General features: G+C 67.1%; 33 protein-coding genes and 1 tRNA gene. 10 read left to right on the plus strand and 24 right to left on the minus strand.

Annotation, left to right across the window (positions count from 1 at the left end; genetic code table 11):
- Positions 1-6: 6 nt before the first annotated feature.
- Together soxR and ACZY1G_RS07270 are read left to right on the plus strand one after the other, a co-directional pair.
- Entirely contained in the window at positions 7-441 is a 435-nt protein-coding gene (gene soxR / locus ACZY1G_RS07265; protein WP_335330734.1) for a redox-sensitive transcriptional activator SoxR, read from the plus strand.
- A gap of 35 nt (positions 442-476) precedes the next feature.
- Positions 477-1085 carry an alpha-ketoglutarate-dependent dioxygenase AlkB gene (locus tag ACZY1G_RS07270; protein ID WP_463815274.1) on the plus strand — a complete coding sequence of 203 codons (609 nt, stop codon included), beginning with the start codon at positions 477-479 and terminating at the stop codon, positions 1083-1085.
- Here the strand turns inward: ACZY1G_RS07270 and ACZY1G_RS07275 are convergent.
- Entirely contained in the window at positions 1082-1744 is a 663-nt protein-coding gene (locus tag ACZY1G_RS07275; RefSeq protein WP_463822000.1) for a DUF5642 family protein, read from the minus strand. The two genes, ACZY1G_RS07270 and ACZY1G_RS07275, sit on opposite strands and share 4 nt — an antisense overlap.
- Positions 1745-1788: 44 nt before the next feature.
- Positions 1789-2448, minus strand: coding sequence for a DUF5642 family protein (locus ACZY1G_RS07280; RefSeq protein ID WP_463822001.1), 660 nt, complete (start codon positions 2446-2448; stop codon positions 1789-1791).
- A gap of 125 nt (positions 2449-2573) precedes the next feature.
- Here ACZY1G_RS07280 and lpqN point away from each other — a divergent pair, with 125 nt between their 5' ends.
- Positions 2574-3284, plus strand: a complete 711-nt coding sequence (lpqN, locus tag ACZY1G_RS07285) for an envelope biogenesis lipoprotein LpqN (RefSeq protein WP_463822002.1) — start codon at positions 2574-2576, stop codon at positions 3282-3284.
- A gap of 4 nt (positions 3285-3288) precedes the next feature.
- On the opposite strand, the gene ACZY1G_RS07290 is transcribed toward lpqN, so the two are convergent.
- Both ACZY1G_RS07290 and ACZY1G_RS07295 read right to left on the minus strand, forming a co-directional pair.
- Positions 3289-4149: a shikimate 5-dehydrogenase gene (locus tag ACZY1G_RS07290; protein WP_463822003.1), complete on the minus strand. Its 861-nt coding sequence runs from the start codon at positions 4147-4149 to the stop codon at positions 3289-3291.
- Complete coding sequence (locus tag ACZY1G_RS07295) at positions 4146-5144, minus strand: GNAT family N-acetyltransferase (RefSeq protein ID WP_463815269.1); 999 nt, start codon at positions 5142-5144, stop codon at positions 4146-4148. Before ACZY1G_RS07295 ends, ACZY1G_RS07290 begins: the two co-directional genes overlap by 4 nt.
- A 97-nt stretch (positions 5145-5241) precedes the next feature.
- Here ACZY1G_RS07295 and ACZY1G_RS07300 point away from each other — a divergent pair, with 97 nt between their 5' ends.
- Both ACZY1G_RS07300 and ACZY1G_RS07305 read left to right on the plus strand, forming a co-directional pair.
- Complete coding sequence (locus ACZY1G_RS07300) at positions 5242-5727, plus strand: MarR family winged helix-turn-helix transcriptional regulator (RefSeq protein WP_463815268.1); 486 nt, start codon at positions 5242-5244, stop codon at positions 5725-5727.
- 20 nt (positions 5728-5747) lie between these two features.
- The gene (locus tag ACZY1G_RS07305; RefSeq protein WP_463815266.1) at positions 5748-6164 is read left to right on the plus strand and encodes a DUF5313 domain-containing protein; all 417 of its coding nucleotides are present in this window, start codon (positions 5748-5750) and stop codon (positions 6162-6164) included.
- Positions 6165-6170: 6 nt separating this feature from the next.
- Here ACZY1G_RS07305 and ACZY1G_RS07310 read toward each other — a convergent pair whose 3' ends face one another.
- From ACZY1G_RS07310 to ACZY1G_RS07320, 3 genes are all read right to left on the minus strand, one after another.
- On the minus strand, positions 6171-6884 hold the full coding sequence (locus ACZY1G_RS07310; RefSeq protein WP_463815265.1) for a PE-PPE domain-containing protein: 714 nt from the start codon (positions 6882-6884) through the stop codon (positions 6171-6173).
- A 334-nt stretch (positions 6885-7218) separates the two neighbouring features.
- A complete protein-coding gene (locus tag ACZY1G_RS07315) occupies positions 7219-8205 on the minus strand; it encodes a cation diffusion facilitator family transporter (protein ID WP_463815264.1) in 987 nt (328 codons plus the stop codon).
- Positions 8202-8600, minus strand: coding sequence for an ArsR/SmtB family transcription factor (locus ACZY1G_RS07320; protein ID WP_463815263.1), 399 nt, complete (start codon positions 8598-8600; stop codon positions 8202-8204). Before ACZY1G_RS07320 ends, ACZY1G_RS07315 begins: the two co-directional genes overlap by 4 nt.
- An 88-nt stretch (positions 8601-8688) precedes the next feature.
- Between ACZY1G_RS07320 and ACZY1G_RS07325 the strand changes: the two genes are divergently transcribed.
- Positions 8689-8937, plus strand: coding sequence for a hypothetical protein (locus ACZY1G_RS07325; protein ID WP_463815262.1), 249 nt, complete (start codon positions 8689-8691; stop codon positions 8935-8937).
- On the opposite strand, the gene ACZY1G_RS07330 is transcribed toward ACZY1G_RS07325, so the two are convergent.
- The 6 genes from ACZY1G_RS07330 to ACZY1G_RS07355 all read right to left on the minus strand — a co-directional run bounded on the left by ACZY1G_RS07330 (position 8934) and on the right by ACZY1G_RS07355 (position 14370).
- Complete coding sequence (locus ACZY1G_RS07330; RefSeq protein WP_463822004.1) at positions 8934-9992, minus strand: DUF2332 domain-containing protein; 1059 nt, start codon at positions 9990-9992, stop codon at positions 8934-8936. The genes ACZY1G_RS07325 and ACZY1G_RS07330 overlap by 4 nt on opposite strands.
- Before the next feature lie 171 nt (positions 9993-10163).
- Positions 10164-10239 (minus strand) — tRNA-Ala (locus ACZY1G_RS07335).
- Positions 10240-10291: 52 nt separating this feature from the next.
- A complete protein-coding gene (sepX, locus tag ACZY1G_RS07340; protein ID WP_463815260.1) occupies positions 10292-11287 on the minus strand; it encodes a divisome protein SepX/GlpR in 996 nt (331 codons plus the stop codon).
- Positions 11288-11440: 153 nt separating this feature from the next.
- Positions 11441-12094 (minus strand): GNAT family N-acetyltransferase, encoded by a 654-nt coding sequence (locus tag ACZY1G_RS07345; protein WP_463815259.1) that lies wholly within the window; start codon positions 12092-12094, stop codon positions 11441-11443.
- Between the two features lie 21 nt (positions 12095-12115).
- The gene (gene glp / locus ACZY1G_RS07350) at positions 12116-13384 is read right to left on the minus strand and encodes a molybdotransferase-like divisome protein Glp (protein ID WP_463822005.1); all 1269 of its coding nucleotides are present in this window, start codon (positions 13382-13384) and stop codon (positions 12116-12118) included.
- A 62-nt stretch (positions 13385-13446) separates the two neighbouring features.
- Positions 13447-14370, minus strand: coding sequence for a UTP--glucose-1-phosphate uridylyltransferase (locus ACZY1G_RS07355; RefSeq protein ID WP_463815257.1), 924 nt, complete (start codon positions 14368-14370; stop codon positions 13447-13449).
- Between the two features lie 64 nt (positions 14371-14434).
- On the opposite strand from ACZY1G_RS07355, the gene ACZY1G_RS07360 reads away from it, so the two are divergent.
- The 3 genes from ACZY1G_RS07360 (at position 14435) to ACZY1G_RS07370 (ending at position 16156) form a co-directional block, all read left to right on the plus strand.
- Positions 14435-15022: a 5-formyltetrahydrofolate cyclo-ligase gene (locus ACZY1G_RS07360; protein WP_463815256.1), complete on the plus strand. Its 588-nt coding sequence runs from the start codon at positions 14435-14437 to the stop codon at positions 15020-15022.
- A gap of 72 nt (positions 15023-15094) precedes the next feature.
- Positions 15095-15433, plus strand: a complete 339-nt coding sequence (locus ACZY1G_RS07365) for an FmdB family zinc ribbon protein (protein WP_463822222.1) — start codon at positions 15095-15097, stop codon at positions 15431-15433.
- Positions 15434-15496: 63 nt separating this feature from the next.
- Positions 15497-16156 (plus strand): SAF domain-containing protein, encoded by a 660-nt coding sequence (locus ACZY1G_RS07370; protein ID WP_463822006.1) that lies wholly within the window; start codon positions 15497-15499, stop codon positions 16154-16156.
- A 1-nt stretch (position 16157) separates the two neighbouring features.
- Here the strand turns inward: ACZY1G_RS07370 and ACZY1G_RS07375 are convergent, their stop codons facing one another.
- A complete protein-coding gene (locus ACZY1G_RS07375; RefSeq protein WP_463822007.1) occupies positions 16158-16454 on the minus strand; it encodes a hypothetical protein in 297 nt (98 codons plus the stop codon).
- 152 nt (positions 16455-16606) lie between these two features.
- Between ACZY1G_RS07375 and mscL the strand changes: the two genes are divergently transcribed.
- A complete protein-coding gene (gene mscL / locus ACZY1G_RS07380) occupies positions 16607-17065 on the plus strand; it encodes a large-conductance mechanosensitive channel protein MscL (protein WP_463815253.1) in 459 nt (152 codons plus the stop codon).
- A 58-nt stretch (positions 17066-17123) separates the two neighbouring features.
- Here the strand turns inward: mscL and ACZY1G_RS07385 are convergent, their stop codons facing one another.
- The 10 genes from ACZY1G_RS07385 to ACZY1G_RS07430 all read right to left on the minus strand — a co-directional run bounded on the left by ACZY1G_RS07385 (position 17124) and on the right by ACZY1G_RS07430 (position 25698).
- Positions 17124-17636, minus strand: coding sequence for a hypothetical protein (locus ACZY1G_RS07385; RefSeq protein WP_463822008.1), 513 nt, complete (start codon positions 17634-17636; stop codon positions 17124-17126).
- Positions 17637-17679: 43 nt separating this feature from the next.
- Positions 17680-18327: an MspA family porin gene (locus tag ACZY1G_RS07390; RefSeq protein WP_463822009.1), complete on the minus strand. Its 648-nt coding sequence runs from the start codon at positions 18325-18327 to the stop codon at positions 17680-17682.
- A gap of 185 nt (positions 18328-18512) precedes the next feature.
- Positions 18513-19160, minus strand: a complete 648-nt coding sequence (locus ACZY1G_RS07395; protein ID WP_463822010.1) for an MspA family porin — start codon at positions 19158-19160, stop codon at positions 18513-18515.
- A 226-nt stretch (positions 19161-19386) separates the two neighbouring features.
- On the minus strand, positions 19387-20034 hold the full coding sequence (locus tag ACZY1G_RS07400) for an MspA family porin (RefSeq protein WP_463822011.1): 648 nt from the start codon (positions 20032-20034) through the stop codon (positions 19387-19389).
- An 86-nt stretch (positions 20035-20120) separates the two neighbouring features.
- Positions 20121-20768 (minus strand): MspA family porin, encoded by a 648-nt coding sequence (locus tag ACZY1G_RS07405; protein WP_463822012.1) that lies wholly within the window; start codon positions 20766-20768, stop codon positions 20121-20123.
- 393 nt (positions 20769-21161) lie between these two features.
- Positions 21162-21329 (minus strand): hypothetical protein, encoded by a 168-nt coding sequence (locus ACZY1G_RS07410; protein WP_463822013.1) that lies wholly within the window; start codon positions 21327-21329, stop codon positions 21162-21164.
- Between the two features lie 160 nt (positions 21330-21489).
- Positions 21490-22035, minus strand: coding sequence for a MogA/MoaB family molybdenum cofactor biosynthesis protein (locus ACZY1G_RS07415; protein ID WP_463822223.1), 546 nt, complete (start codon positions 22033-22035; stop codon positions 21490-21492).
- Between the two features lie 29 nt (positions 22036-22064).
- Positions 22065-23402 carry a S1C family serine protease gene (locus tag ACZY1G_RS07420; protein WP_463822014.1) on the minus strand — a complete coding sequence of 446 codons (1338 nt, stop codon included), beginning with the start codon at positions 23400-23402 and terminating at the stop codon, positions 22065-22067.
- 170 nt (positions 23403-23572) lie between these two features.
- Complete coding sequence (locus ACZY1G_RS07425) at positions 23573-25012, minus strand: HAMP domain-containing sensor histidine kinase (protein WP_463822015.1); 1440 nt, start codon at positions 25010-25012, stop codon at positions 23573-23575.
- Positions 25012-25698 carry a response regulator transcription factor gene (locus ACZY1G_RS07430; RefSeq protein WP_463815243.1) on the minus strand — a complete coding sequence of 229 codons (687 nt, stop codon included), beginning with the start codon at positions 25696-25698 and terminating at the stop codon, positions 25012-25014. Before ACZY1G_RS07430 ends, ACZY1G_RS07425 begins: the two co-directional genes overlap by 1 nt.
- Positions 25699-25762: the final 64 nt, after the last annotated feature.

Below are 25762 nucleotides of genomic sequence, written 5' to 3' on the forward strand. Positions count from 1 at the left end.
TTACCTATGACCAGGGCGCAAGAGCTCACACCGGGTGAGATGTCGGTGCGCAGCGGCGTGGCGGTCTCGGCGCTGCACTTCTACGAACGCGAGGGCCTCATCTCGTGTCGCCGGACGAGCGGCAACCAGCGCCGCTACGCCCGGGAGACGCTGCGCCGGGTGGCGTTCATCCGGATGTCGCAGCGCCTCGGCATCCCGCTGGCCCGCATCCGCGAGGCGCTGGCGACACTGCCGAACGACCGCACGCCGACGAGCAAGGACTGGGCACGGCTGTCCGCGGGTTGGCGCGACGATCTCGACCAGCGCATCGTGCACCTCGAGAGGCTCCGCGACAATCTCGCCGGCTGCATCGGGTGCGGGTGCCTGTCGTTGAAGACGTGCACGCTCGCCAACCCCGACGACATGCTCGCCGCCCAGGGTCCGGGCGCCGCGCGCCTGTAGGCGGGATCGAACGTCTGTGCGATAAGGTGGCGGCCATGGAGCAGGCGGTGCAGAGCTCTCTGTTCGACCAGGCCGACCGGCGCGAGCTCGGCAACGGGGCGTGGCTGGAGGTGCGCTCCGGCTGGCTCGCGCAGGACGGCGTCAGCGACGACGGGCTCTTCGCCGAGCTGCGCGAGACGATCCCGTGGCGGTCCGAACGGCGGCAGATGTACGACCGGGTGCTCGACGTGCCACGGCTCGTCAGCTTCCACCACCTGCTCGACGAACCGGCGCCTCATCCGCGCCTGAAGCAGCTCCGGCGGCGGCTCAACGACGCGTACGCCGGCGAGCTCGGCGAACCGTTCGTCACCGCGGGCCTCTGCCTGTACCGCGACGGCAACGACAGCGTCGCGTGGCACGGAGACAACATCGGCCGCAGCCGCACCGACGACACCATGGTCGCCATCGTCGGCCTCGGTGCGACGCGCGTGTTCGCGTTACGTCCGCGCGGCGGCGGGCCGTCCCTGCGCATCCGCCACGGCCACGGCGATCTGCTGGTGATGGGCGGTTCCTGCCAACGCACGTGGGAGCACGCGATTCCCAAGACCGCTCGGCCGACGGGCGCCCGGATCAGCATCCAGTTCCGGCCTCACGACGTTCGCTAGCCCTTGACGAGTGAGACGGCCCGGGTGACGAGGTCGCGCGCGCGCCCGGTGTCGATGTGCGCGACGGGCCGATCGGCCTGCACGAGCGGGTTCGCGGTGACGATCACGATGAACGTGCCGAAGTGGGCGACGTAGTTGTAGAGCTCGCCGGTGCGCGGCCCCTCGGCGGTGATCGTCTGCAGCACTCGATGGGTGCCGACGGTCTGCACGCCGTCGATGTCGGGCGCATCCACCACTTCGACGAGCCCGCGGATTCCCGCCCCGGCGAGTGTGACCTTGCGGCACTGGTCGCTGGGTGTCGGCACCGGAACCTGCTCGGAGGTCTCGACGGCGATCACGACGTAGCGGACACCCTCGCCCTCGGCGGTCAGCGCGGCCATGTTGCCCTTGACGTCGGCAGGAACGGTCTGCTGCTGGGCGACCTTGCCGCAGTCGGCGGGGTCGAAAGTCAGTCCGGCAGGCAGCTTTTGGCCGCCGAGCAGGCGCGGGTCGATTGCTGCGGGACCGGCGTCCTTCACGGTGAACGGCGCGGGGAACTCGCTTTTGAGTTCTTTGACGCGAGTGATGTCGGCGTGGGAGTAATCCTCGGAAGTCCCTCCACCGCACGATGCCAGCAGGCCCGCGCACAGCAGCAGGGGCACTGACTTCGAGTACGACATCGCTCGTCAATGTACCCGCCGCCACTGCACCCGGGGCAGTCCGCTCAGCCGCGCAGCGCAGCCACGGTTTCGGTGAGCAGGTGCGCTGCGAAGTCCGGCGGCAGGGCGGGTTGCGGCGAGCCGGGATCGGTGACGACCGACACCAGGCACACGTGCCGCCCCAGAACGGCGACGAATGTCTGTGCATGCAAGCGTGTTTCGGTGCCGCCCTCGACGACGGTGACCGCGTCGGTCCGCATCCCGACGACGTCGGAGTCGGCGACGACGGGGGCCGGCACGCCGACGACGGTGGCCGTCGTCGGACCCGCGGTCACGGTCCATCTGCCGCAGTCCCGCGGCAGGGCGTGCCCGCCCGCTGGCACACCGGCGATCACGGCGTACGCGATGCCCCCGGGCCCGGAGGCCGACCACCCCCGCGTGGTCGCCGGATCGGCGGACGGGGCGCCCAGCGCGGCGCACTGCGGCGGGTCCGTTACAGCGGGCATCCGCATGCCCCACAGCGACACCGGTGCCGGCAGGCCCTGGTAGGCGGTGATCTCGTAGCCGTCGGGCAGGGTCGCTCGGCTGCGTTCGATGCGCGCCGGGTTGATCGACGCCGCGGCCTTCGCCGCAAAGGGTGTGACCGCGGTCGGCGCGGGGGCGGAACCGCAGGCGGTCAGCACCGCCGTCATCGCCACAGCAACCACGCCGGACGCGAACCGCACGGGCTGTTGATACCACGCAGGCGAGCCGGCGAGAACGAGCGACACCACCTCGCCGGGCGACAATCGACTCGATCGGCAGCCCTGGCGGTTATGCTCGCGCTGCCCATCGGCCGACAGGAGACAACATGACCACCACTGCGCGGGCCGGGCTCATCGCGCTGGCCACCCTCACTCTCGGCGTCGGACTGTCGGCCTGTTCCAACGACACGTCGGGCAGCGCGTCCAGCGCGTCGTCGTCGGCGACATCGTCGTCGGCGTCATCGTCCTCGTCTGCGGAGGCTGCCCCGCCCACGTCGTCGACACCGCCCGCGCCGATCGTGACTCTCGCCGACTACATCCGCGACAACAACATCGTCGAGACCCCGGTGATGCCCGGCGATGCCGGCTCGCCGACGATCGAGCTGCCCACCCTCGAAGGCTGGGAGGACATGGGCGGCAACGCCCCCGAGGGCTCGTACTCGGCCGTGGCCTTCACCGGCGACCCGGCCGCCGCGGCCGACCCCGCGACCGTCATCACCAAGGTGGTCAAGCTGACCGGCAACGTCGACCCCGCGAAGGTGCTCGAGGTGGCGTCTGGTGAACTGCGCGCCCTGCCGGGATTCGACGGTCCCGACGCCGGGCAGCCCAACAAGCTCAGCGGCTTCGACGCGACGGTCATCGGCGGGACCTACACCAAGGACGGTGCGCCGCGGATGGTCGCCCAGAAGACCGTGGCCATCCCCGGCCAGGAGGGCCTCTACGTGCTGCAGATCAACGCCGAGGGCACCCCGGACGAGGCGAACGCGCTGATGGATGCGACGTCAGCGATCGACGACCAGGCGAAGATCACGCCCTAGCTGGTCAGGCCCGGGAGATCGCCGAGGCTTCCGCGATCTGCTCCGGCGTCGGGCGCACCCCGGTGTAGCGCTCGAACTGCTCGGCGGCCTGCAGCGCGATCACCTGCGCTCCGGTGATCACCGCGACCCCGGCGCGGCGCGCGGCCGCGATGAGCGGCGTCTCCGACGGCAGCGCGACCACGTCGAAGACGGTGTGCGCGTTGCGGATAGCGTGCTCGTCGAACGCCAGGTGGTGTTCTTCGGCACCGCCGGCCATCCCGATGGGCGTGACGTTGACGACGATGTCGGCGATGTGCGCCGCGGCGCCGCCGGATTCACCGTCGGGTGCGTGGGAGTAGCCCAACCGGTCCGCCAGCGCGCGGCCGGCGTCGGCATTACGCGCGACGATCGTGCCGTCTCGAAAACCGCGGTCGGCGAACGCCGCCCCCACCGCGCTGGCCATCCCCCCGCTGCCCCGGATCAGCACCGACTGCCGCGGATCGAGACCGTTGTCGTCGATGAGTTGTTGCACGGCAAGGTAATCGGTGTTCGACGCGGTCAGCCTGCCACCCGGCGCAGAAAGGTCGTTGACGATCGTGTTGACCGACTGCAGCGTCTGCGCCGAGGGCTCCACCACGTCGACGAGCGTGAGCACGTCGGCCTTGAACGGCATCGACACCGAGCATCCGCGGATGCCGAGCGCCCGGACGCCACCGATGGCGGCGACGATGTCGGTGGTGGTGAACGCCTTGTAGATGAAGTCGAGCCCGTACACGTCGTACAGATGATTGTGAAACCGCGTGCCGATGTTGCTCGGGCGCCCGGACAGCGAGATACACACGCGGGTGTCCTTGTTCAGCGCGGGTTTGCGATCAGCCGGGCTCATCCGACGGCCCTGATCACCTGGCGCGCCACGTCGCGGATCTGCTGCACCAGCTCGGCGTCGAAGGGCAGCTCGGACGGTTTCGGCACGTCGATCTCGGTGACGACGACACCCAGGTCGTCGCGATGCCAGACGGCGCCGAACCGGTCGAGGATGGCTCGCATCGGCACGTTGTCGGACAGTACACGCGCGGTGAATCGGCGCACACCGTCGTCGTGCGCCGCCACCGAGATCGCGCGCATCAGGAACGTTCCGATGCCCCGGCCCTGGTAGGCGTCCCCGACGATGAAGGCGATCTCGGCCTCGTCGGGATGTCGCTCGTCGCGCACGAATCGGGCATCGGCCACCACGGGCCCGTCGACGCCCTCGGTCAGCACGAACACGAAGTGGTCGAGGTAGTCCACCTCGAACAGGTAGGTCATCAGCGACTTGGTCGGTGAGCGGACCGACTGGAAGCGCCGGTAGAGCGTCTCGCTGGAGAACTCGACAGGTCCGTCGGTGGTGCGCGCGTTGTCGCCCGGCAGCACCGGCCGCAGATGGAACACACTGCCGTCGCGCATCATCACCGGGATCGGCGTGATGAACGCGGCCAGTCGTTGACGCGCCGTGCGCACCAGCTTGTCCATCATGCCGGGGATCTCGAGCATCGTGGCGAAGGCTTCGCGGCCACCCACCCAACCGGTCAGCTGCTCGGTGGCGATGACGGTGGCGGTGCGGGGGGCATCACGCAGCAGCGCGATCTCGCCGACGATGAGTCCGGGACTGACGTCCACCACGGTGTCGTGGCCGTCGACGCCGGCGTGACTGACCTCGGCGTGCCCCGAGCCGATCAACAGGAAGCTCACGGCGAGCTCTCCCTGCTGCATGAGCACCTGGCCGGGGGCCGCGGACAGCGGGCGCAACTGCTCCGCGAGCGGCACCAACGTCGTCACTGCGACGCCGGCGAAGACATCGAGGCCGGCGAGGTCGTCGGCCTCTACGGCAGTCACCCCGGGCATCTCTCGAGGCTACGGGCGCCCGTCCGCGCCCGGCAACACCTCCGATGTGACGGTCGGCATGTTGCTAGGGCCCTAACTATTAGGGCACCATGATTAGGTGACCGCCGCCGCTGACGTCGACCCGCTCTCCTTGGAGCAGCAGGTGTGCTTCGCGCTGGCGGTCACCAACCGCGCGGTGCTCGCGGTCTACCGGCCCCTGCTGGAGCCTCTCGGCCTGACACACCCGAAGTACCTGGTGATGCTCGCCCTGTGGGACCACCGGAGAGCAGCCGGGGACGACCCAGCGCCGATGTCGGTCAAGCAGATCGCCACCACATTGCAAATGGACTCCGCGACGCTCTCCCCGATGCTCAAGCGGCTCGAGGCGCTGGGATTGATCACCCGCACGCGCAGCGCGACCGACGAGCGTGCCACCGACGTCGAGCTCACAGCCGAGGGAGTCGCCCTGCGCACACGGGCGCTGGCCATCCCGGCCGCCGTGGTGGCCCGTCTCGGCGTCGACATGGCCGAACTCGAACTCCTGCGCTCTACCCTGACCCGCGTCAACACCGCCGCCCTGGCAGCCGGCGCCCCGTACGAATGAACCCCACCCGAGGAGCCGACATGTCCGCCGAGAAACCCACACTGTGGCAGTACCTGACCTACATCTACGGCCGGCGCCTGCCGGCGTCGATGCAGCGCTGGGTCGCCGAGGACCTCGCGGGCGAGGGCGCGGTTCGCCGGCACATGATCCGCTACTCGATCCCGCCGATCTTCGTCCTGGCCCCGTTCTGGCTCATCCCGGTCAACCTCTACATGCACCTCGAGATGACGGCACCCATCTACGTGTGGGCCGTGCTGATGGCGCTGGCACTGAACAAGCCGTGGCGGCGGCACCGGCTGGCGGTGCACGGCCTGGACCCGAACCTGGTCGACGTGATCAAGCGCAAGAAGCAGGCGCAGATGCACGAGGACTATGCCCGGCGGTTCGGCGCACGCCCCGACTCAGCGGACTGGCAACAGAACAGCAGCCCCTTCTGAAGACGGTCAGCCCAAGCCCGGCGTGGGCACCAGCACCTCGGTGATGTTCCCGTTGACGGTGACCTGATTGGCCGGGTCGTCGAGGTTGATGTCCGAGTAGTCGGTGTGCCGCTTGCTCATCTGGCCGTCGATCGAGCGTTCGTCGCCGGGGATGTAGTAGCAGAAGCCGTCCCACTTCCGGCAGATGTCCACGACCCTGTACGGGGTGTTCGGCGGGATCCCGAAGCCCTGCGGTGCCCGCCAACGGTTCTTACCCTCCGGATCGGTGTAGACGAACCCCGTGCCCGCGCGTTCGGGGGAACCGGTGGTGACGAACCGCAGCTCGCTCGGCGGCGGCGCGGTCGGGTCGAACGAGAACTGCCGCAGCCACCGGTTGATGACGTTGGAGCCCAGCGAGTGCCCGAACACGATCTTGGGCCCCGGGGTGTTCCTGATCCACCCGTCGAGCCTCGCCACACCGTCGTCGAGGCTGGCCTGCCCGATGGCCGGTCCGGCGAGACCGACGTTCATGTAGTTGAGCGGCTCGCAGACGTTCGGGGGCGCACACAACGAGCCGTGCAGCTGTTGCATGGTCCGCTCGGGCCTGTCGAGCGCTCCCGCGAGCACCGCCACGTGAGCTCCGGAACCGGCGCCGTCGTCGACGTCGGCATGGGCGATCGCGGGCGAGACGCCGAACAGCGCCATCACCACGGTCGCGAGAATCACCAGGTGTGGTCTCATCGCGTCTTTTCCTTGCGCCGGCCGAATACGGGGTCTGGTCTCTGCATCGCAATCCCAGGCCACAAGGTTACGTCCGAACTGGCGGACGCTGCCACGAATACCCCACAGGGTATATTCGGAGACACGCTCCCCTTGAGGAAGGACTCACCGTGTGTCGTGCAGTTCAGTGCCGCACGTGCGGCAAGACGACGTGGTCAGGCTGCGGAAACCACGTCGATTCGGTGCGCCGCAGCGTCCCGGCGAACCAGTGGTGCGCCGGCCATGACGCCGTACCCGCCAAAGGTCGGATATGGAACCCGTTCGGCAAGAAGCGGATTCGATGACGGCCTGAGACCTACCGTGCCGGGTAGGCGTGAACGAGCGCCGAGGACAGCTTCGGCACCGCATGGGTGAGGGTGTGCTCGGCCTCGTGCGCGATGCGATGCGCGTCGGCGAGACTGACGGCCGGGTCGATGTCGAGTTCGGCATCGGCGTGAAGCCTGTGCCCGATCCACCTCATTTTCACGCTGCGGACCGCCGTGACACCGGGCTCGGCCGCCAGCGCCTCCTCCGCGGTGTCGACGAACCGCGGATCGACCCCGTCCATCAGCCGGCGGAAGATGTCGCGGACCGCGGTGCGCAGCACCGCGAGGATCGCGACCGTGATCACCAACCCGATGATCGGGTCGGCGAGCGGGAAGCCCGCCGCCGCGCCCCCGGCGCCGAGCAGCACCGCCAGTGACGTGAATCCGTCTGTGCGAGCGTGTAATCCATCAGCGACCAGAGCTGCTGATCCGATCTTCCTCCCGACGCGGATTCGGTACAGAGCAACCCATTCGTTACCGAGAAAGCCGATGAGGCCGGCCACCGCGACCCAGCCGACATGGTCGATGGGCACCGGGTTGATCAGCCGCCTCACCGATTCGATTCCTGCGACGATCGCGGACAGAGCGATCATCGCGACGACGAACAGCCCGGCGAGATCCTCGGCGCGGCCGAAGCCGTAGGTGTAGCGCCGCGTCGCGGCCTTGGTGCTCAACGCGAAGGCGATCCACAGCGGGATGGCGGTCAGCGCGTCGGAGAAGTTGTGGATTGTGTCGGCGAGCAGAGCCACCGACCCGGAGACGGCGACGATGCCGATCTGGGCGAGCGCTGTCGCGCCGAGGACGAGCAGGCTGATCTTCACTGCGCGGATTCCGGCAGCGCTCGACTCGAGCGCGCTGTCAATACTGTCGCTCGCGTCGTGGCTGTGCGGGGCGAAGATCTCACGCAACGCGCCGCCGAGGGTCACGCCGTGATCGTGGCTGTGCGAGTGGTGATGATGGTGCGGTTCGTGACTCATGCCCGCTGCCCTCCGTTCGTGTCGGAGTGCAGCACCGCGAGCTCGGAGTCGTCACGGTGATGACCAGGCACGCCGGGCCCGGCGTGTTCGGCGTTGTAGACCGCGTCGGTGACCAGTTGCCGCACGTGCTCGTTGTCCAGGCTGTAGTAGATCGTGGTGCCTTCGCGGCGGGTGCGGACCAGCCGCGCCATGCGCAGTTTCGCCAAGTGCTGGGACACCGACGGTGCCGGTTTCTCGATATGAGCGGCGAGATCGTTGACCGACATCTCCCGACTGCCCAGCGCCCACAGCACCTGTACCCGTGTGGCATCGGCAAGCATGCGGAAGACCTCGACGACGAGGTCGACCTGGTCGTCCGGAAGACGACGAGAGCATCCTCGGTTATCTGCATGCATACGCAGATAGTAGAAATAGGCGTTGCGATGCGTCAAGCGGGACCGAGGGTCGTGCTGCAGGTGTCTGACATCGAGACTCCCGGCCATCTTGGCCGAAACTGAGGTGCGCCAGATCGAGATGTGTGGGCCACGTGCGCTCAAACCCGCGAAGCACGGCGAACTGATGCTCGTCGACGTCGATCAACAGCACGTGCACCGCAGGCCGACGCACCAGCCCGGCATGATCGACAGCCGCATCAACGGTCTCATCTGCACCTTCGACGGCCGACGGGCCGGGATCCGCCCCAGTGTTGCCGTGCCACCGGCGTCGTCGCTGCTACGACCGGCACGCCGTTAGGTGGTAGGTCTCGGTTCGTCCAGGAATGCCATGGTGTTGCCGTGGCCGGATGCGGTGGCCAGTGGCGTGCGGTCTAGAGCTGCGACGAAAAGATCTCTGGGACTGGTTGATTCGGGAATATCAGCCGCGAGATCGATCACGTCGCGGCCTTCGAAGCTGATCCAGCGGGCACCGCTGTCAGCGATGATCGCGGCAGTGCGACGTCGATCTTCTGCTGAGAGGTAGGCCAGGGTGGCGGAGTGCTGGATGACGGCGGTGGCCCCGGAGGGCACCTCTGCCAGCAGCGCGCCCAATCCGTCGCGTAGGTCAGCACGATCGATGCGGATGGACACGCTCGCGGCCACGTTCAGTGCTGCCAGCAGCCGGGTACGTCGATCGTCGTGCTCCGGCCAGATCAGCGTCGTCAACCAGGCAGCGGTGTCTTGGTCGGAGGCATTGAGTGGGTTGAGGTCCAATCCGGCTCTCCACACGATGTCGGGGGTGGCGAGCTGAGGCGGCAGGGTGCCGGCGGTGATCTGGCAACCGATGACGACTGGCGATGGGCCAGTGGCTGGGTGGACGACGGTGCCGTCGGAGTAGCGATAACTGTAGTGGTCAGGGATGAGGCACAGCCCAGCGGCGGCGCCGAGTTCGATCAGCGCGATGGGGCCCGATATCTGATGCATGAGTGGGAGCAAGACGGCGCATCGTGCGGGCTCGTTGGTCTGGGTGGAACGCTTCAGAATTGTGGTGCGTAGCCGGTCCCAGTGGCCCAGCACACCGTCTCGCAGGGAGTCCGCGTCCCCGGGTCGGGCACCGTGCCAGCGCAGGCAGGCGAACACTAGGTTTGGCTGTCGCTTGTTCTGTGGCAGTTCAGCCAACCGAATGTGGACCTCCGGGTCTTCGACCACTGTTCGCGCCCACGATTCCAGGCTTGGCGAACTGCCGCGAGCTTGCCGGTCGGCGAACTGGGCATAGACCGCGGCAGTCTGTTCACCAGCATTCGCCATCACCTCAGGATGCCTGCGTTGGCCGAGCCCGGTGTGTGACTTCCCTTGGGGATGGGCTGCGGCCAACTTTTGTGGCGGGTCAAACCCTCGAGGCAATTGAAAGGACTCGCTACGCCCGAGACGGCCCGCCGGTGCGCAAGCTCGACAGCGCGGCCAGATAGAACAACCGCCGCAGGGGCGGTTGAAGGGCTTCGGCCGGTGCAGGTTGCCGCTGACGCGACCCGAACTGCGAATTCGTGGTGGAGCTAAGGGGAATCGAACCCCTGACCTACTCGATGCGAACGAGTCGCGCTACCAACTGCGCCATAGCCCCTGATACCGGTAGCAGGCTACCAGCCGCCGGTCACCGGCAGAAATCGCCTGGGCTACTGCCCCGCTGCGCGCGGCAGGTCGAAATGCCGGGCGAAGGCGACGTACTCGAGGTGCTCGAACTCCGGGTCTTCGTCGTCGATCTCGAGGACCGCGGCTCCGGGCCGGCGCAGCCGCGACGGGACGACGTCGAACTCCTGATCGCTGGTGTTCTCGACCCCGAGACGTGACCGCGCCATCCGCTGCGCGCGGCGGCGGCGCACCTGCTCCTCGATCCGGGTCTGACGGCGCAGATACGCCAGGTACAGCAGCGTGATCGCTGCGATGGTGCCGCATGCCCACCACATCGACGCCGACCAGGTGATCGCTGCCACAGCGCTGGCGAGGATCAGGACCGCCATCACGGCCAGCGTGCGGGCACGGAAGCGATACTTTCGCGCGCTCACCGCGGCGGCGGTGGCCGATTCACGGCGACGCCGCGACTCGCCGCGTGAACCCGCGATGCGCAGATCGCTGTCCGCGGGCGGCTCGAGACCTGAGGAGTCGTCGACGTACTCGTATTCGTCATCGTTGTGGACGTCGTCATCGGCAGCCGAGAGCTCCTCGGGGTCGTCGAGCTCCTCGACGTCCTCGACATCGGACGTCGCATCGGCGCTCACGACGGGTTCGTCGGCTTCGTCGGCCGTCGGCACCGATTCCGCGATCGGGAGCGCGCCGGACTCTTCCACGACGTCGACGTCGAGGTAGTCGGGCTCGTCGCTCTCGCGGGTGTCGGCGGCGACCATCACCACCGCGCGACCCGCCGCTTCATCGGCCTGCGCCTCGCCGTCGTCGTCAGCGGGTTGCCAGTGCGGATCGCTGCGATGTCCCGCAGCGGGCCCGCCGCGCCGACGCAGCCGCGCACCCGCACCGCTGTTGAGCACTCGGGTGGCCAGCGCGACATCGCTGGTTCGGCGCACGGCGTCGCGCTTGCTGATCAGCATCGGCACCAGCACGAACAGCCAGAGCACGACAAGGGAAATCCAGAGAAGAGATTGGGGGATGCTTGGCATGGCGCCTGCTCCTTTCCCCATCAGGCTAGGTCTGTTCGACCAGCGCATCCGTGAGCGGCGCGCCGTGACAATTACACACCTGTAATTCGCTGAGTACAAGCACCAAACGTCACACGTGTCACATCAGCCACAGCGGGCCGGGCAAAGCGGGGATCAGCCCCACGACGCGCGGCCGGCACGCACCAGTGCGGAGGTCACCGACCCGTTGACCTCTTCGATCGTCAACCCCACCAGCAAGTGGTCCCGCCAGGCGCCGTCGACGTCGAGGTAGCGTTTCAACAGACCCTCTTCTCGAAATCCCGCCTTTGCCAGAACCGCGCGGCTCGCCGAGTTCTCCGGCCGTACGGTCGCTTCTACGCGGTGCAGCATCACCGGCCCGAAGCAGTGATCCAGGCCCAGCGCCAATGCGCCGGTCGCGATCCCTCCCCCGACGTACTCCCGAGCCACCCAGTAGCCGATCCATGCCGACCGCAGTGCGCCATGAGTGACGTTCCCGATGGTCAACTGACCGGCGAACTTCCCGTCGAGTTCGATCACATAGGGCAGCATCCGCCCCTTGCGCGCCTCGGCCCGCAACCCAGAACACACCGCGGGCCACGACGAAACAGCATGGCGCAGTTGCCAATCCATATCCGTCGACGGCTCCCACGGCTCCAGGTGGTCGCGGTCGGTCAGCCGTATCCTGCTCCACTGCGCGGCGTCGCGCAGACGCACGGGGCGCAACCGCACCGTTCCCGCGGCCACCCGGATCGGACCCACGGGCTGAGGCCACCCGGGGTGCTGCGAACGGGAGCCGAGGAGGTTCATCACGGGACGTGGGGTTCGAGCTCAGCCGCGCTGAGCCAGGAACGCGACGTCGACGATCTCGCCCGTGCGGATCTGCTCGGCGTCGCTGGGCACGACCACCAGGCAGTTTGCTTCTGCGAGCGTGGCCAGTAGATGCGACGAGGCACCGGGCGACCCGCCGAGAGCCTGCACCAGGTACTCGCCGGTGTCCTGGTCGCGCATCAACTGCCCCCGCAGGTACCCCTTGCGGCCCACCACCGACGTGATCGGCGACAGCGCGCGGGCCTGCACGACGCGCCGCATCGGCTGTCGCTTACCCAGCGACAGACGCAGCAGCGGTCGCACCATCACCTCGAAGACCACCAGGGCGCTGACCGGATTGGCAGGCAAGAGGAACACCGGCACGCCATCGCGTCCGAGCTGACCGAAGCCCTGCACCGAGCCCGGGTGCATCGCGATGCGCGTCACCTCCATGTCGCCCAACTGAGCCAGCACGGACCGCACGCCCTCGGCGGCCGCGCCCCCGACCGCTCCCGCGATCACCACCGCTTCTGATCGGCTCAGCTGCCCCTCCACGATCTCACGCAGCTTCGCCGGATCGGTGGGCACGATGCCGACGCGGTTCACCTCGGCGCCCGCATCCCGTCCGGCCGCGGCCAAGGCATAGGAGTTGACGTCGTAGACCTGGCCGTTGCCCGGGGTCCGCGAAATGTCGACGAGCTCACCGCCCACGCACATCACCGACAACCGCGGCCTCGGATGCACCAGCACACGCTCCCGGCCCACCGCGGCCAGAAGGCCCACCTGAGCCGCGCCGATGATCGCCCCCGCCCGCACGGCGACATCGCCGGGCTGAACGTCGTCACCCGTGCGGCGCACATAGGCCCCCGAGCGCACACCTCGCAGCACCCGGACCCGGGATTCCCCGCCGTCGGTCCACCGCAGCGGCAGCACCGCGTCGGCAAGCGTCGGCATCGGCGCACCTGTCTGCACGCGCGCAGCCTGGCGCGGCTGCAACCGGCTCGGCGTGCGCGAACCGGCCTCGATCAGGCCCATGACGGGCAGGCTGAGGTCGCGGTTGTCGCGTTCTTCACCGTCACCGCCGTCCGGCCCGCCCCCGATGCCCAGCACGTCGACGCTGCGCACCGCGTAGCCGTCGATCGCCGCCTGGTCGAACCCGGGCAGCGGCCGCTCGGTGACCACCTCTTCGGCGCACATCAAACCTTGCGCCTCGGCTATCGCCACTCGTACGGGCCGGGGTGCCACCGCGGCTGCGGCCACCCGAGCCTGCTGCTCCTCCACCGAACGCACAGCATGCCTTTCTTCTGTTGAGCGCCTACGCGCTCCGCAGAAGATGCGCGTGATCGGTGGCGCTAGTGCTCGGTCGAATCCCGCCCGAGTCCCAGCCGCTCGACCAACCACCGCCGTAATTCGGGCCCGTAGTCGTCTCGCTCCAACGCAAAGTCAACCGCAGCCTTCAGGTAGCCCCCGGGATTTCCCAGATCGTGTCGAGATCCGCGGTGGACCACGACGTGTACCGGATGGCCCTCCTCGATCAGCAGCGCGATGGCGTCGGTCAGCTGGAGTTCGCCGCCCGCACCGCGCGGAATCCGCCTCAGCGCGTCGAAGATCGCCCTGTCCAGCACGTAACGGCCGGCTGCCGCATAGGGCGACGGCGCGTCCTCGGCCTTGGGCTTTTCCACCATGCCCTTGACCCGCAGCACATTCGGATTCGCCGCGTCGGGCACGGTCTCGACGTCGAACACGCCGTAGGCGCTGATGTCCTCACGGTCGACCTCGATGGCGCACAGCACCGATCCGCCGCGCTTGGCACGTACCTTCGACATGGTCTCGAGTACGCCGGTCGGAAGTACCAGATCATCGGGGAGAAGCACCGCGATCGCGTCTTCGTCGGGCGTGAGGCTGGCCTCGACACAACCGACTGCGTGGCCGAGGCCCTTGGGCTCGGCCTGCACCACGGACTCGACCTTGATCAGCGCGGGCGCTCGGCGCACCTTCTCCAGCATGGTCTTCTTGCCGCGCGCCTCGAGCGTGCCCTCGAGCACCAGATCCTCGACGAAGTGGGCAACCACGCTGTCCTTGCCCTCGGAAGTGATGATGATCAGACGTTCGGCGCCTGCCTCCGCGGCCTCGGCGGCCACCAACTCGATACCGGGCGTGTCGACGACCGGCAGCAACTCTTTGGGCACCGTCTTCGTGGCGGGCAGGAAACGGGTTCCCAGCCCCGCGGCGGGGACGACCGCAGTGTGCGGTATGGGAACTTCAGGCCGATTCATCGTTCACACACTAACCTCTCGGGGTCGGTAGTTCCTCCTTACCCGGCACGCGGAAGGCTACTCAGTGCGCCAGACGAAAACACAGGTACGCGCCGCAATCCTCGCCGCACGCGCGGCGTCGACGCCGCAGCAACGGGCCGCCGAGGCCACCGCGCTGACCGGACACCTGCTGGCGTGGGTCACCCCCGGCTCCACCGTGTGCGCCTACGTTCCCGTCGGGTCGGAGCCCGGGTCTGCGGAACTGCTGGACCAATTGAGCAGCCGCGGCGTGCGGGTCCTACTGCCCGTGGCGCGACAGGGCGACGACGGCGTGCCCCGACCTCTGCAGTGGGGCACCTACCGCGCGGGCACGTTGGTCCGTGCGGCGTTCGGACTGCGGGAACCACCACCTCCGCATCTGCCGCCGGAGGCTGTGGCCGAGGCGAGCGCAGTGCTGGTGCCGGCGTTGGCGGTGGACCGTCGCGGCGCGCGCCTGGGCCGCGGCGCCGGCTTCTACGATCGGACGCTGCAGCGGGCCGCCGACACGGCACCGCTGGTGGCCGTCGTCCGCGACCAGGAACTCCTCGACGCACTGCCGCACGAGCCGCACGATGTCCGGATGACTCACGCCGCGACGCCCGGCCTCGGGGTGGTCGAACTACGACGGGAATGACAGGCACCCGCTGGCGGTTCTAGCACTTGAGTCGGTAGAGTGCTAACAAGCGTGACGACCTCGGAGGAAGCTGTGCCCACCTATTCTTATGCGTGCACCGAGTGCGACAACAAGTTCGACGTGGTGCAGGCCTTCAGCGACGATTCACTGACCGAGTGCCCGCAGTGCCACGGTCGGTTGCGCAAGGTGTTCGGCAAGGTCGGCGTGGTGTTCAAGGGCAGCGGTTTCTACCGCACCGACAGCCGTGAGTCCGGCAAGAGCTCGACGAGCTCCAGCCCCAAGAGCAGCAGCACAGAGTCGAGCTCGTCCAGCTCCTCGGACAGCTCCTCCTCGAATTCCTCGACGAGCAGCTCCGCCAGTTCATCGTCGAGTTCGTCGTCGTCGACGCCTGCTGCAGCCGCGTCCAGCTGACCGTTATCCACAGGCGTCCAATAACCTCCTGACGGATAAGCGCCGTCGCCTTAGCGTGGCCGCATGTCCGGCTCGCTCGACCCCACCGCTCTGCACAAGCTCACGCGGGCGCTGCGCCCCGACTGGGCGCGGACGGTGGTCGCCCGTCGGGTGCTGGCGGGTGCGCTGGTTCTGCTGGCCGCCGCTGCTGCATGGCGTGACGATCCCCGCGACGACCGCACCGACGTCGTCGTCGCCGCCCGCGACCTGAGCCCCGGCTCGGCGCTGACAGCCGACGACGTGCGACTCGAACAACGAAGTCCCGCAACCGTTCCCGACGGCGCACAGACCCGGATCGACGACGTGGCGGGAAGCATACTGGCCGGCCCCGCCCGGCGCGGTGAAGCGCTGACCGACGTCCGGCTCCTCGGGTCGCGGCTCGCCGAATCGGCTGCCGGCCCCGACGCCCGCATCGTCGCCATCCCACTGGCGGATCCCGCCCTGCTCGACCTGATCCGGGCGGGTGATGTCGTCGACATCGTCGCCGCCCCCGCCTCGGCCGACAACGGCTCCGAGGCACGGGCGATCGCGACTGACGCGATCGTGGTGATGGTGTCGACCAAGAGCGGCGGAATCACCGCCCAGAACGGCAATCGCGTTGTCCTGATTGCCCTTCCGTCGGCTTCGGCAAAGACTGTCGCGGGTGCGGCGCTGGTGCAGACGGTCACCGTGACCCTGCACTGACCTACTTCACGGTGAGGTAGATGACGTTACCCGTCCTGATCAAGTGCTGATCGTCGAAGTTGGCGTCCCACACGCGCTTCCAGATGTCAGGACCGGTCGTCAGGTTGACCACCGTCGCCTCGTCGAGCGGAACCCGGGACTGACGGGTGACGATGACCCGATTGCCCGCGGACTCCAGTTCACTGATGGTGTCTTCGGCGCTACCAGCGGTCGGCGCGGCGAGCACAGGTGCGGCAAATCCCAGAGCCACGGCGGTGAGGGCGGTTGCTGCTGCGGTGGCGATACCGATCCTGGTCATCTCGAACCTCTGCTCTGTGGCGATGTAATCATCTAGTCGCTTAAACCCGCACCTCAGGCGGATCATTCCGGTGGCAGGAAGTATTCGATCAATGGCAGGAACGACTAACGTGGTGCCCTGTCAGTCCGCATATTCCGACCGAGAGGACCAGCATGCTCAAGGGGTTCAAGGATTTCCTCGCCCGCGGCAACGTGATCGACCTGTCGGTGGCGGTGGTCATCGGTACTGCCTTCACCGCTCTGGTGAAAGCCTTCACCGACAACGTGATTCAGCCGCTCATCGATCGTATCGGCGCGGGAGGCGACCGCGAATACGGGGTCTTGAAGGTGCCGCTGGGTGCTGACAAGTTCCTCGACTTCAACGCGGTGCTGTCCGCGGTGATCAACTTCGTCCTCGTCGCCGCCGTCGTGTACTTCGTGATCGTGCTGCCGTACAAGAAGCTGCGCGAGCGCGGCGAAGTCGAACAGGCCCAGGACACGGAGCTGAGCCTGCTCACCGAGATCCGTAACCTGCTGCGGGAGAACGAGGGTTCGGCAGGCAAGCATGTCAGCGGGCCCGGTACCGGCCCCAGCCCGGACACTGCGAAGCACACCAGCGCAGACCGCGACTGATAGCACGCAACAAAAAGCCCCCGGGTCTTCACCGGGGGCTTTTTGTTGCAGAACTCGATCAGGGGTTGTTGATGTCGAACGGGATCGCCATCCAGTTCGCGCACCACGGTCCGTCGTACACGCAGGCGCTGATGTCACCGGCAGCACCGGAGAACACCCATGCCTTCGTGCCGGGGACACCCCGGCTGGAGGTGCGAACCTCGCCGCCCTGCGAGGCGAGCGCCTCGCCGAAGCCGGAGGTGCGAACCTCGCCCTGGGCGTAGACGCCGGACGAGCCATTGGACACGTCAGGCGAACGCACAGCGCCGTCGGCCTCGCGGCCGTTACCCGGCGTCGAGGGGTCGGCGCTCATGTCGTCGGCGCTGGCAGTGCCCACGCCGATCGTCATCAGTGCGGCGGCAGCGGCGAGGCCGCTCAGCCCCATTGCGATCGGCTTCGCCAACCGCGCGGAAACGGAAGTACCGTACTCGGCCACCGGCCGTCCCTTCTCTCTGAACTGGTTGAAGCTATGTCGGCTCAGATTACCAGTGTTGATCGCGTCGCGCGCACGTAGCGCGATGTTCAGAATCATCTTCTTCACCTTGAGTTTTCCGCCACCGAAGTGGGTACAACTCTCAGTTCATGTTCCACGGTTCGCCGTAGGTGGTGACGCTGTCTCCGTCCTTGGAAATCAGCCGCGCGTACGGCCGCAACAGCACACCTCCGGCAGCACCGGTCACCGTCCCGTGCGCGTTCGAGACTGCCACCGCACCGTGGTCACCGGAGACGTCGACGGAGAACGTCGCGACCTCCTGGATACCCGGACCGTTGCCCAGATCCGCCGAGATCGAGACGCCCGGCAGCAGCGGCGGAGTCGAGATCGGCGGGAACAGATCGATGGCTCCCTGACTGGTGCCGATGACGTCCTGCGCGTCCAATGCGATGTTGGGGGTGGTGTAGCTGAAGTTGATGCCCACACCCAGCGACCACGGGAAGCCAATCTGGTACCCCAGTTCGAGCGTGCCCTCGAAGTCCTTGGCACCATCGCCGACCACGGTGTAGACCGCCTTGCCCGAATGGAACCACTCCCGGGTCAACCGGTTGCGGTCAAGGGGGAACACACCATTGAGGAACGTGTCCCACTGCTGGATCGTCAAGGTACGACCCTTGCCGTCCACGAGGCTCAGTTCGTTGTCCAGCCCTGCGTGTGAAGTGCCAGTGCTGACGAGCAGCGCCGCGACGCTCATGCTCAGTGCAACCAACACCCGAATGATCAGCTTCATGCTCTCCTCAGCCCGTAGACGGTGATTTATTGGAAAATTTCTCATCTTTGAGGAGACGAAAATAACCAGCACTGGGCCGGAGCGCTTGCCGGCCAAGCTGTTTGGTATCGAATTGCCAGCTCCGTCACAGGAAGCGGCCCCTGACCGAAGTCAGGAGCCGCTTCTGGGAGTGCGAACGTGTGAGGTCAGTTCATGTTCCAGGGCTCTCCGTAGGTGGTGACGCTGTCTCCGTCCTTGGAAATCAGCCGCGCGTAGGGGCGCAGCAGCACACCTCCGGCAGCACCGGTCACCGTCCCGTGCGCGTTCGAGACTGCCACCGCACCGTGGTCACCGGAGACGTCGACGGAGAACGTCGCGACCTCCTGGATACCCGGACCGTTGCCCAGATCCGCCGAGATCGAGACGCCCGGCAGCAGCGGCGGAGTCGAGATCGGCGGGAACAGATCGATCGGACCCTTCGCCGTACCGATGACGTCCTGCGCGTCCAATGCGATGTTGGGGGTGGTGTAGCTGAAGTTGATGCCCACACCCAGCGACCACGGAAAGCCAATCTGGTACCCCAGTTCGAGCGTGCCCTCGAAGTCCTTGGCACCATCGCCGACCACGGTGTAGACCGCCTTGCCCGAATGGAACCACTCCCGGGTCAACCGGTTGCGGTCAAGGGGGAACACACCATTGAGGAACGTGTCCCACTGCTGGATCGTCAACGTCCGACCCTTGCCGTCCACGAGGCTGAGCTGGTTGTCCAGTCCTGCGTGTGATGTCGCGGTGCTGACGAGCAGCGCCGCACTACTCATGCTCAGTGCCATCAGCACCCGAATGATCAGCTTCATGCTCTCCTCAACCCGTAGACGGTGACATCTCGCGAAGGTTCTCCTCGTCGAGGACACGAAATTAACCAGCGGCACGTCGGAATGCTTGCCCGCCAAGCTGTTTGGTAACCAGTTGCCAAGCTGGTCACAGGTGGGGCTCGCATGATCGGTAAGTGCAGGGGTGCAGAACACGAAAAGCGGCCCCTGACCGAAGTCAGAGGCCGCTTCTCAGCTGAAAGGAGTTGCGTTAGTTCATGTTCCAGGGCTCGCCGTAGGTGGTGACGCTGTCACCCGCCGACGAGATCAGCCGTGCGTAGGGGCGCAGCAGCACACCGCCGGCAGCACCGGTCACCGTGCCGTGCGCGTTCGACACCGCCACCGCACCGTTGGCACCGGAGACATCGACGGTGAACGTCGCGACTTCCTGGATGCCGGGGCCGTTGCCCAGGTCCGCCGAGATCGACACGCCGGGGAACAGCGGCGGCGTCGAGATCGCCGGGAACAGATCGATGCCGACATCGCCGACACCGATGACGTCCTGACCGTCGAGCGCGATGTTGGGGGTGGTGTAGCTGAAGTTGATGCCCACACCCAGCGACCACGGGAAGCCGATCTGGTAGCCCAGCTCCAGGGTGCCCTCGAAATCGTCGGCACCTTCACCGGCGACGCTGTAGACAGCCTTGCCCGAGTGGAACCACTCGCGGGTCAGACGGTTGCGGTCGAGGGGAAACACGCCGTTGAGGAACGTGTCCCACTGCTGGATCGTCAACGTCCGACCCTGACCGTCGACCAGGCTCAGCTCATTGTCCAGCCCTGCGTGAGAGGTGCCAGTGCTCACGAACAACGCTGCGATGGCCGCGACCATCGCGATCAGCACCCGGGAGATTGTCTTCATGGTTGTCCTTTTCAGGTGAGTGAGAACGACGGAGTGCCGGCCACAAGGACCGGCACTCCACCGAACTCATGGGCGATGCCCGTGGGTCAGTTCATGTTCCAGGGTTCGCCGTAGGTGGTGACGCTGTCACCCGCCGACGAGATCAGCCGTGCGTAGGGGCGCAGCAGCACACCGCCGGCAGCACCGGTCACCGTGCCGTGCGCGTTCGACACCGCAACCGCACCATTGGCGCCGGAGACGTCGACGGTGAACGTCGCGACTTCCTGGATGCCGGGGCCGTTGCCCAGGTCCGCCGAGATCGACACGCCGGGGAACAGCGGCGGCGTCGAGATCGCCGGGAACAGATCGATGCCGACATCGCCGACACCGATGACGTCCTGACCGTCGAGCGCGATGTTGGGGGTGGTGTAGCTGAAGTTGATGCCCACACCCAGCGACCACGGGAAGCCGATCTGGTAGCCCAGCTCCAGGGTGCCCTCGAAATCGTCGGCACCTTCACCGGCGACGCTGTAGACAGCCTTGCCCGAGTGGAACCACTCGCGGGTCAGACGGTTGCGGTCGAGAGGAAACACGCCGTTGAGGAACGTGTCCCACTGCTGGATCGTCAACGTCCGACCCTGACCGTCGACCAGGCTCAGCTCATTGTCCAGCCCTGCGTGAGAGGTGCCAGTGCTCACGAACAACGCTGCGATGGCCGCGACCATCGCGATCAGCACCCGACTGATTGCCTTCATGTTCTCCCTTGCTCAGTAGAACGGGTCCCCGTGTCGGGGCACCGGTTGCTCGTGCCTGGCCGTACCGCTACACCACACACCTCGCGAGAACTTCATGTGAGTGGAATTAAAAAGCTCACATTTTGTTCTTACGAATCACTCATCGTTTTGACGAGAGGAACATAACGAGGAGGCATCCGACCGGCAACGCGTACGTCTGTGTGGTGTCGCGAGATGCGCGCCGCGGCCATCGTTTGCTGACGACTCCTCGAGAGTCGGCGGCCCCCTCCTTGCGACGACGGGGGTTGGCCGAAGAACACCGTCGCTGATCTTGACCCCGCACCAACGTCTTCGTCACAGGCGGCGCAGGCGTTACACCACGTTCCTGTACTGCAGCTGTGGTGAACCTACAGGTCAGCCGTGATCACTGTGATGGGGCGGAATGTTGTCGCGCAGCCAGCTGTCCCGATCGGTGCCCTCCCCCGGGTGGTCGGGGTCGCGCTCGCCGGTCGGCATCTCGGGCAATGTGTCGCCGAAGATCTTGTTAACTACATTCCGCGACGGGCGGGGGTGATCGGTCATTGAGCCCATCCTATGTGACGAACATCACATCGCAGCGGAGACTGCAGTTCACCCGGCGTTAACACTGCAGGTCGAACACGCCGTACGCGCATACCAAAGCGGGCCGGAGAGGAAGCTCCTCCGGCCCGCATGCGGACTAGCTGCTGCCAGCCCACGGCGATTAGATCTCCAAACTGGATAGCTGCGCGATGATGTGCGAGGCCAGCGGCCCGAGGGTGGCCATGCCGTCGCGGACGGCGGCCCGTGACCCGGCGAGGTTGACCACCAGCGTGCTGCCAGACACGCCGGCGAGGCCGCGAGACAGTCCGGCGTCTGCGGTGCCCGCCGCCAGGCCCGACGCGCGCAGTGCCTCGGCGATGCCGAGGAGCTCCCGGTCGAGCAGATCGCGTGTCGCCTCCGGGGTGACCTCGCGCGGCGTCACGCCCGTGCCACCGACCGAGATCACGAGGTCCACGCCGCCGATCACGGCAGTGTTGAGTGCGTTGCGAATCTCGACCTCGTCGGAGGACACCACGATGACGCCGTCGACGACGAACCCGGCCTCGCCGAGCAGTTCTGCGACCAGAGGCCCGCTATGGTCCTCCTCGTCTCCGTGCGCGGAGCGGTCGTCGACGACGACGACGAGAGCCCGGCCGACCAACGTATTGGGCTGTTCCATGGGGACAACCGTATATGTCGGCACCGACGACGTCGCAGCCACTCGCAGCGTCAAATGCGGCGAGCCGTGAACCACCCTCACTGTGCCGCCTTACCCAGCGTCACGTCGACGGTCTGCGGCTTGCCGGACGGATCCAGATACGTCAGCGTCACCTTGTCGCCCGGCGCCTTGGACCGCACCGCAGCCACGAGCGCATCAGCGCTGTCGATCACCCGGTCGTCGAGTTTGGTCACCGTCACGCCCGCGGGAAGCCCGGCCGAAGATGCCGCGCCGTTCGGCGTCACCTCGACGATCTTGGCCCCGTCCCCGCCGGCGTTGTTGCCCACCTGGACGCCGAGCGAGGCGCGGGTCGCGCTGCCCGTCTGAATCAGTTCGTCGGCGATCCGCTTGGCCTGATCGACCGGGATCGCGAATCCCAGACCGATCGAGCCGCCCTGCGCCGCTCCGGAATCGGCTCCCATGGTGGCGATGGCCGAGTTGATCCCGACCAGCTCACCGTTCATGTTGACCAGCGCGCCGCCCGAGTTGCCCGGGTTGATCGCCGCGTCGGTCTGGATGGCGTCGAGCACCGTGTTCTGGTTCTGCGCGTCACCGCCGGCGGCGACCGGGCGGTTCAACGCGCTGATGATGCCCGTCGTCACCGTGCCCTCCAGGCCCAGCGGTGATCCGATCGCGACGACGTCCTGACCGACCCGCAGGTTCGCAGACGATCCGATCGCGATCGGAGTCAGGCCCGAGACACCCTTGGCACGCACCACCGCGATGTCGCTACCGGGATCGGTACCCACGATGTCGAATGGAGCGGTCCGGCCGTCGGCGAACGTGACCTTGGTTTCCGGGCCACCCGGACCGGCCGCCGCGGCGACCACGTGGTTGTTGGTCAGGATCAGCCCGTCGGTGGACAGGATGACGCCGGAACCCTCTTCGGACTGGCGGCCCTCGTTCACCTCGAGCTTGACCACACTCGGCACCACCTTCGCCGCGACCTGCTCCACCGAGCCGTTGGGCACGCTCGCGGCCGGCTGACTCGGCGCCGCACCTGACGCGCTGAACCCGGTGGAACTGTGGGCCGGATGTATCAGAGTCGCGACACCACCACCGATGCCCGCCGACACGATCGCGATGGCCACCGCTCCCGTGACGAGACCCGTTGCGCGCGAACGCTTTTTAGGGACCGAAGGGGCCGGTGGAAAACCGGGCCGCTGGTAGGGGTTGGGCATGGGCGCGCCGGGGTAGGGATCGTAGGGCGAGCGGTAGGCCTGCCGCTGCTGCTCCGTCGCGTACCGCCAGTCATAGCCGGGCTGCTCATGGGCACCGGACCGTTGGGGGCCGACCTGACCCTGCGGCGCCTGGCCAGCCATTCCGGGCTGCTGACCCGGATGCGGCCCCGGTGAGTACCTCGGATGGTTGGTCATGTCGATGCAGTGTCTTCCTCGAGTAGGGGTGGTCTACTTCACCAACGAAGTGTGTGGCATCCAGAGTGCCCACCTGGGCTGAGAGTGCCCTGAGATTCGCTTCGGTACACGCCCAGATTCTGCCGCGCTCACGTGAAGATCGTCGCTGGTGACACGCGTCACCACGGGAATCACGATGCGCGTGTCGCCGTCGTGTCCACCGCCGTGGACGGCCGGCCGGGCAACACCATGTGCACCGATGTCCCTGGCGGATCGCCGCCGGGGACGGCGTCGGTGACGAGCAGAGTTCCGCCGTGCTTGGCCACCACCTGCTTGACGATCGCCAATCCCAGTCCTGAACCCGGCATCGCCCGCGCCGCAGTGGACCGGTAGAACCGCTCGAACACGAGATCTCGTTCGTGGGAGGGGATTCCCGGTCCGCTGTCCGACACGACCAACGCCGCGTGGTTGGCGTCGACCTGCCTCATTTGGACACCGACCCGGCCGCCCTGGGGGCTCCATTTGGCTGCGTTGTCCAGAAGATTGAGAACCGCCCGCCCCAGCCCGGCCGCATCGCCGTACACCTGCCAGGGCGTGACGGTGACGTCGAACTCGATGTCGTTGCGGCGACGGCGAACCCGCTCCAAGGAGCGATCGATGACGTCGGCGATCTCCACGACCTCGTACACCACGCGGCCGGCGTCCTCACGGGTGAGATCCACCAGATCACCCACCAGCGTGGACAATTCCTCGATCTGCCCCATCACGTCGGCCTGCAGGTCGGCCATCTCGTCTTCCGGGATACGCGGGGCACCCGGCCGCATCGACGCCATCAGCAGTTCGACGTTGGTGCGCAGCGAGGTCAAAGGCGTGCGCAGTTCGTGACCCGCGTCGGTGACCAGCCTGGCCTGGCGGTCGCGTGACTCGGCCAGCGCCCGCAGCATCATGTTGAAAGCCTCTGTGAGTCTGGCCAATTCGTCGTGACCGACCACGGGGATTGGGCGAAGGTCGTCGGTGCGCGCGACACGTTCGGCCGCCTGGGTCAATCGAGCCACGGGTCGCAGGCCTGCGGTGGCCACCATCCCACCCGCGATGGCGGCGATCGCGACCCCGATCCCGCCGACCCAGAACAGCACCGTCCCCAGCTTCTTGAGAAGATCGCCGGTCGGCCCCAGGCTCTTCGAGAGCAGGAGCGACGAGCCGTTCGCGAAATGTACGGCGAACACCCGCTGGTGACCCACGGTGCGCAGCGACATTCCCAAATTGCCTGCGATGACGTCCTTTTCGGGCTGCCCGACCGGAATGTTGTCCGAGGTCCGATACCCGGCCCGGCCGGGGATGACCAGCCGCGCGTTCATGTCCGAATACGCCGTCGCTTCGATGGCCTTACCCGGGTCGACTTCGAGCGAGCCGCTCTCCACGAGAAGTTGAGCGCGCTTGAACAGCTGGCTGTCGAGGTCGTCGTAGAGCGCTCGGGACACCACGGCGTAAACGGCGACACCCATCAACACGACAGCCATCAGAACCATCGACATCGCCAGCAGCATCACGCGCCAGCGCAGCGACACCGAACTGCCGGCCGGTGGCTGTTGAGGTTGTCCCGGCCACGCGACATCGGGGTGCGGCTGCATCAGGGTGGGGTCTCCCGAAGCACATAGCCGACGCCCCGCACAGTGTGGATCAACCGCGGCTCGCCCTCGGCCTCGGTCTTGCGGCGCAGATACCCGACGTAGACCTCGAGCGCGTTGCCCGAGGTCGGGAAATCGAAGCCCCACACCTCTTCGAGGATGCGGCTGCGGGTCAGCACCCGACGGGGGTTGGCGATGAGCATCTCGAGCAACGCAAACTCCGTGCGGGTGAGGCTGATCGAACGCTCACCTCGGGTGACCTCACGGGTCACCGGATCCAGCGAGAGGTCGGCGAACGTCAACGCGGCCGATTCGCTCGAATCGTCGAGCGTGGTGCGGCGCAGCAGCGCCCGCATGCGCGCCAGCAACTCTTCTAGCGCGAACGGCTTGGGCAGGTAGTCGTCGGCGCCCGCATCCAGGCCTGCCACCCGCTCGGACACGGAATCGCGAGCCGTCAGCACGAGGATCGGCAGATCGTCGCCGGTACTGCGGAGCTGTCGGCACACCTCGAGCCCGTCGAGGCGCGGCATCATCACGTCGAGCACGACAGCGTCGGGACGAGCTGTGGCGATCAGATCCAGTGCTTCGCGGCCGTCCTGAGCCAACTCCACGGAGTAGCCGTTGAAAGACAGGGAGCGGCGCAGCGATTCGCGGACCGCGCGGTCATCATCGACGACGAGTATGCGCACCGGCACAGTCTCAACCCCGTGTCTGAGAGAGTGCTGAGAGCCGCGCCGATGAAACCTGAATGTT

The organism is Mycobacterium sp. IDUB_5, from assembly GCF_055419565.1.

What these genes read in the sequence shown, in the direction of transcription:
- mscL (WP_463815253.1), top strand. Translation starts at nt 16,607, where the DNA reads ATGCTCAAGGGGTTCAAGGATTTCCTCGCCCGCGGCAACGTGATCGAC.
- ACZY1G_RS07315 (WP_463815264.1), bottom strand. Translation starts at nt 8,205, where the DNA reads ATGAGTCACGAACCGCACCATCATCACCACTCGCACAGCCACGATCAC.
- ACZY1G_RS07295 (WP_463815269.1), bottom strand. Translation starts at nt 5,144, where the DNA reads ATGCCCGGGGTGACTGCCGTAGAGGCCGACGACCTCGCCGGCCTCGAT.
- ACZY1G_RS07305 (WP_463815266.1), top strand. Translation starts at nt 5,748, where the DNA reads ATGTCCGCCGAGAAACCCACACTGTGGCAGTACCTGACCTACATCTAC.
- sepX (WP_463815260.1), bottom strand. Translation starts at nt 11,287, where the DNA reads ATGCCAAGCATCCCCCAATCTCTTCTCTGGATTTCCCTTGTCGTGCTC.
- soxR (WP_335330734.1), top strand. Translation starts at nt 7, where the DNA reads ATGACCAGGGCGCAAGAGCTCACACCGGGTGAGATGTCGGTGCGCAGC.
- ACZY1G_RS07320 (WP_463815263.1), bottom strand. Translation starts at nt 8,600, where the DNA reads ATGCATGCAGATAACCGAGGATGCTCTCGTCGTCTTCCGGACGACCAG.
- ACZY1G_RS07275 (WP_463822000.1), bottom strand. Translation starts at nt 1,744, where the DNA reads ATGTCGTACTCGAAGTCAGTGCCCCTGCTGCTGTGCGCGGGCCTGCTG.
- ACZY1G_RS07395 (WP_463822010.1), bottom strand. Translation starts at nt 19,160, where the DNA reads ATGAAGCTGATCATTCGGGTGCTGATGGCACTGAGCATGAGTAGTGCG.
- ACZY1G_RS07425 (WP_463822015.1), bottom strand. Translation starts at nt 25,012, where the DNA reads ATGCAGCCGCACCCCGATGTCGCGTGGCCGGGACAACCTCAACAGCCA.
- ACZY1G_RS07345 (WP_463815259.1), bottom strand. Translation starts at nt 12,094, where the DNA reads ATGAACCTCCTCGGCTCCCGTTCGCAGCACCCCGGGTGGCCTCAGCCC.
- ACZY1G_RS07420 (WP_463822014.1), bottom strand. Translation starts at nt 23,402, where the DNA reads ATGACCAACCATCCGAGGTACTCACCGGGGCCGCATCCGGGTCAGCAG.
- ACZY1G_RS07375 (WP_463822007.1), bottom strand. Translation starts at nt 16,454, where the DNA reads ATGACCAGGATCGGTATCGCCACCGCAGCAGCAACCGCCCTCACCGCC.
- ACZY1G_RS07385 (WP_463822008.1), bottom strand. Translation starts at nt 17,636, where the DNA reads ATGATTCTGAACATCGCGCTACGTGCGCGCGACGCGATCAACACTGGT.
- ACZY1G_RS07410 (WP_463822013.1), bottom strand. Translation starts at nt 21,329, where the DNA reads ATGACCGATCACCCCCGCCCGTCGCGGAATGTAGTTAACAAGATCTTC.
- ACZY1G_RS07390 (WP_463822009.1), bottom strand. Translation starts at nt 18,327, where the DNA reads ATGAAGCTGATCATTCGGGTGTTGGTTGCACTGAGCATGAGCGTCGCG.
- ACZY1G_RS07290 (WP_463822003.1), bottom strand. Translation starts at nt 4,149, where the DNA reads ATGAGCCCGGCTGATCGCAAACCCGCGCTGAACAAGGACACCCGCGTG.
- ACZY1G_RS07355 (WP_463815257.1), bottom strand. Translation starts at nt 14,370, where the DNA reads ATGAATCGGCCTGAAGTTCCCATACCGCACACTGCGGTCGTCCCCGCC.
- ACZY1G_RS07270 (WP_463815274.1), top strand. Translation starts at nt 477, where the DNA reads ATGGAGCAGGCGGTGCAGAGCTCTCTGTTCGACCAGGCCGACCGGCGC.
- ACZY1G_RS07310 (WP_463815265.1), bottom strand. Translation starts at nt 6,884, where the DNA reads ATGAGACCACACCTGGTGATTCTCGCGACCGTGGTGATGGCGCTGTTC.
- ACZY1G_RS07400 (WP_463822011.1), bottom strand. Translation starts at nt 20,034, where the DNA reads ATGAAGACAATCTCCCGGGTGCTGATCGCGATGGTCGCGGCCATCGCA.
- ACZY1G_RS07405 (WP_463822012.1), bottom strand. Translation starts at nt 20,768, where the DNA reads ATGAAGGCAATCAGTCGGGTGCTGATCGCGATGGTCGCGGCCATCGCA.
- lpqN (WP_463822002.1), top strand. Translation starts at nt 2,574, where the DNA reads ATGACCACCACTGCGCGGGCCGGGCTCATCGCGCTGGCCACCCTCACT.
- ACZY1G_RS07370 (WP_463822006.1), top strand. Translation starts at nt 15,497, where the DNA reads ATGTCCGGCTCGCTCGACCCCACCGCTCTGCACAAGCTCACGCGGGCG.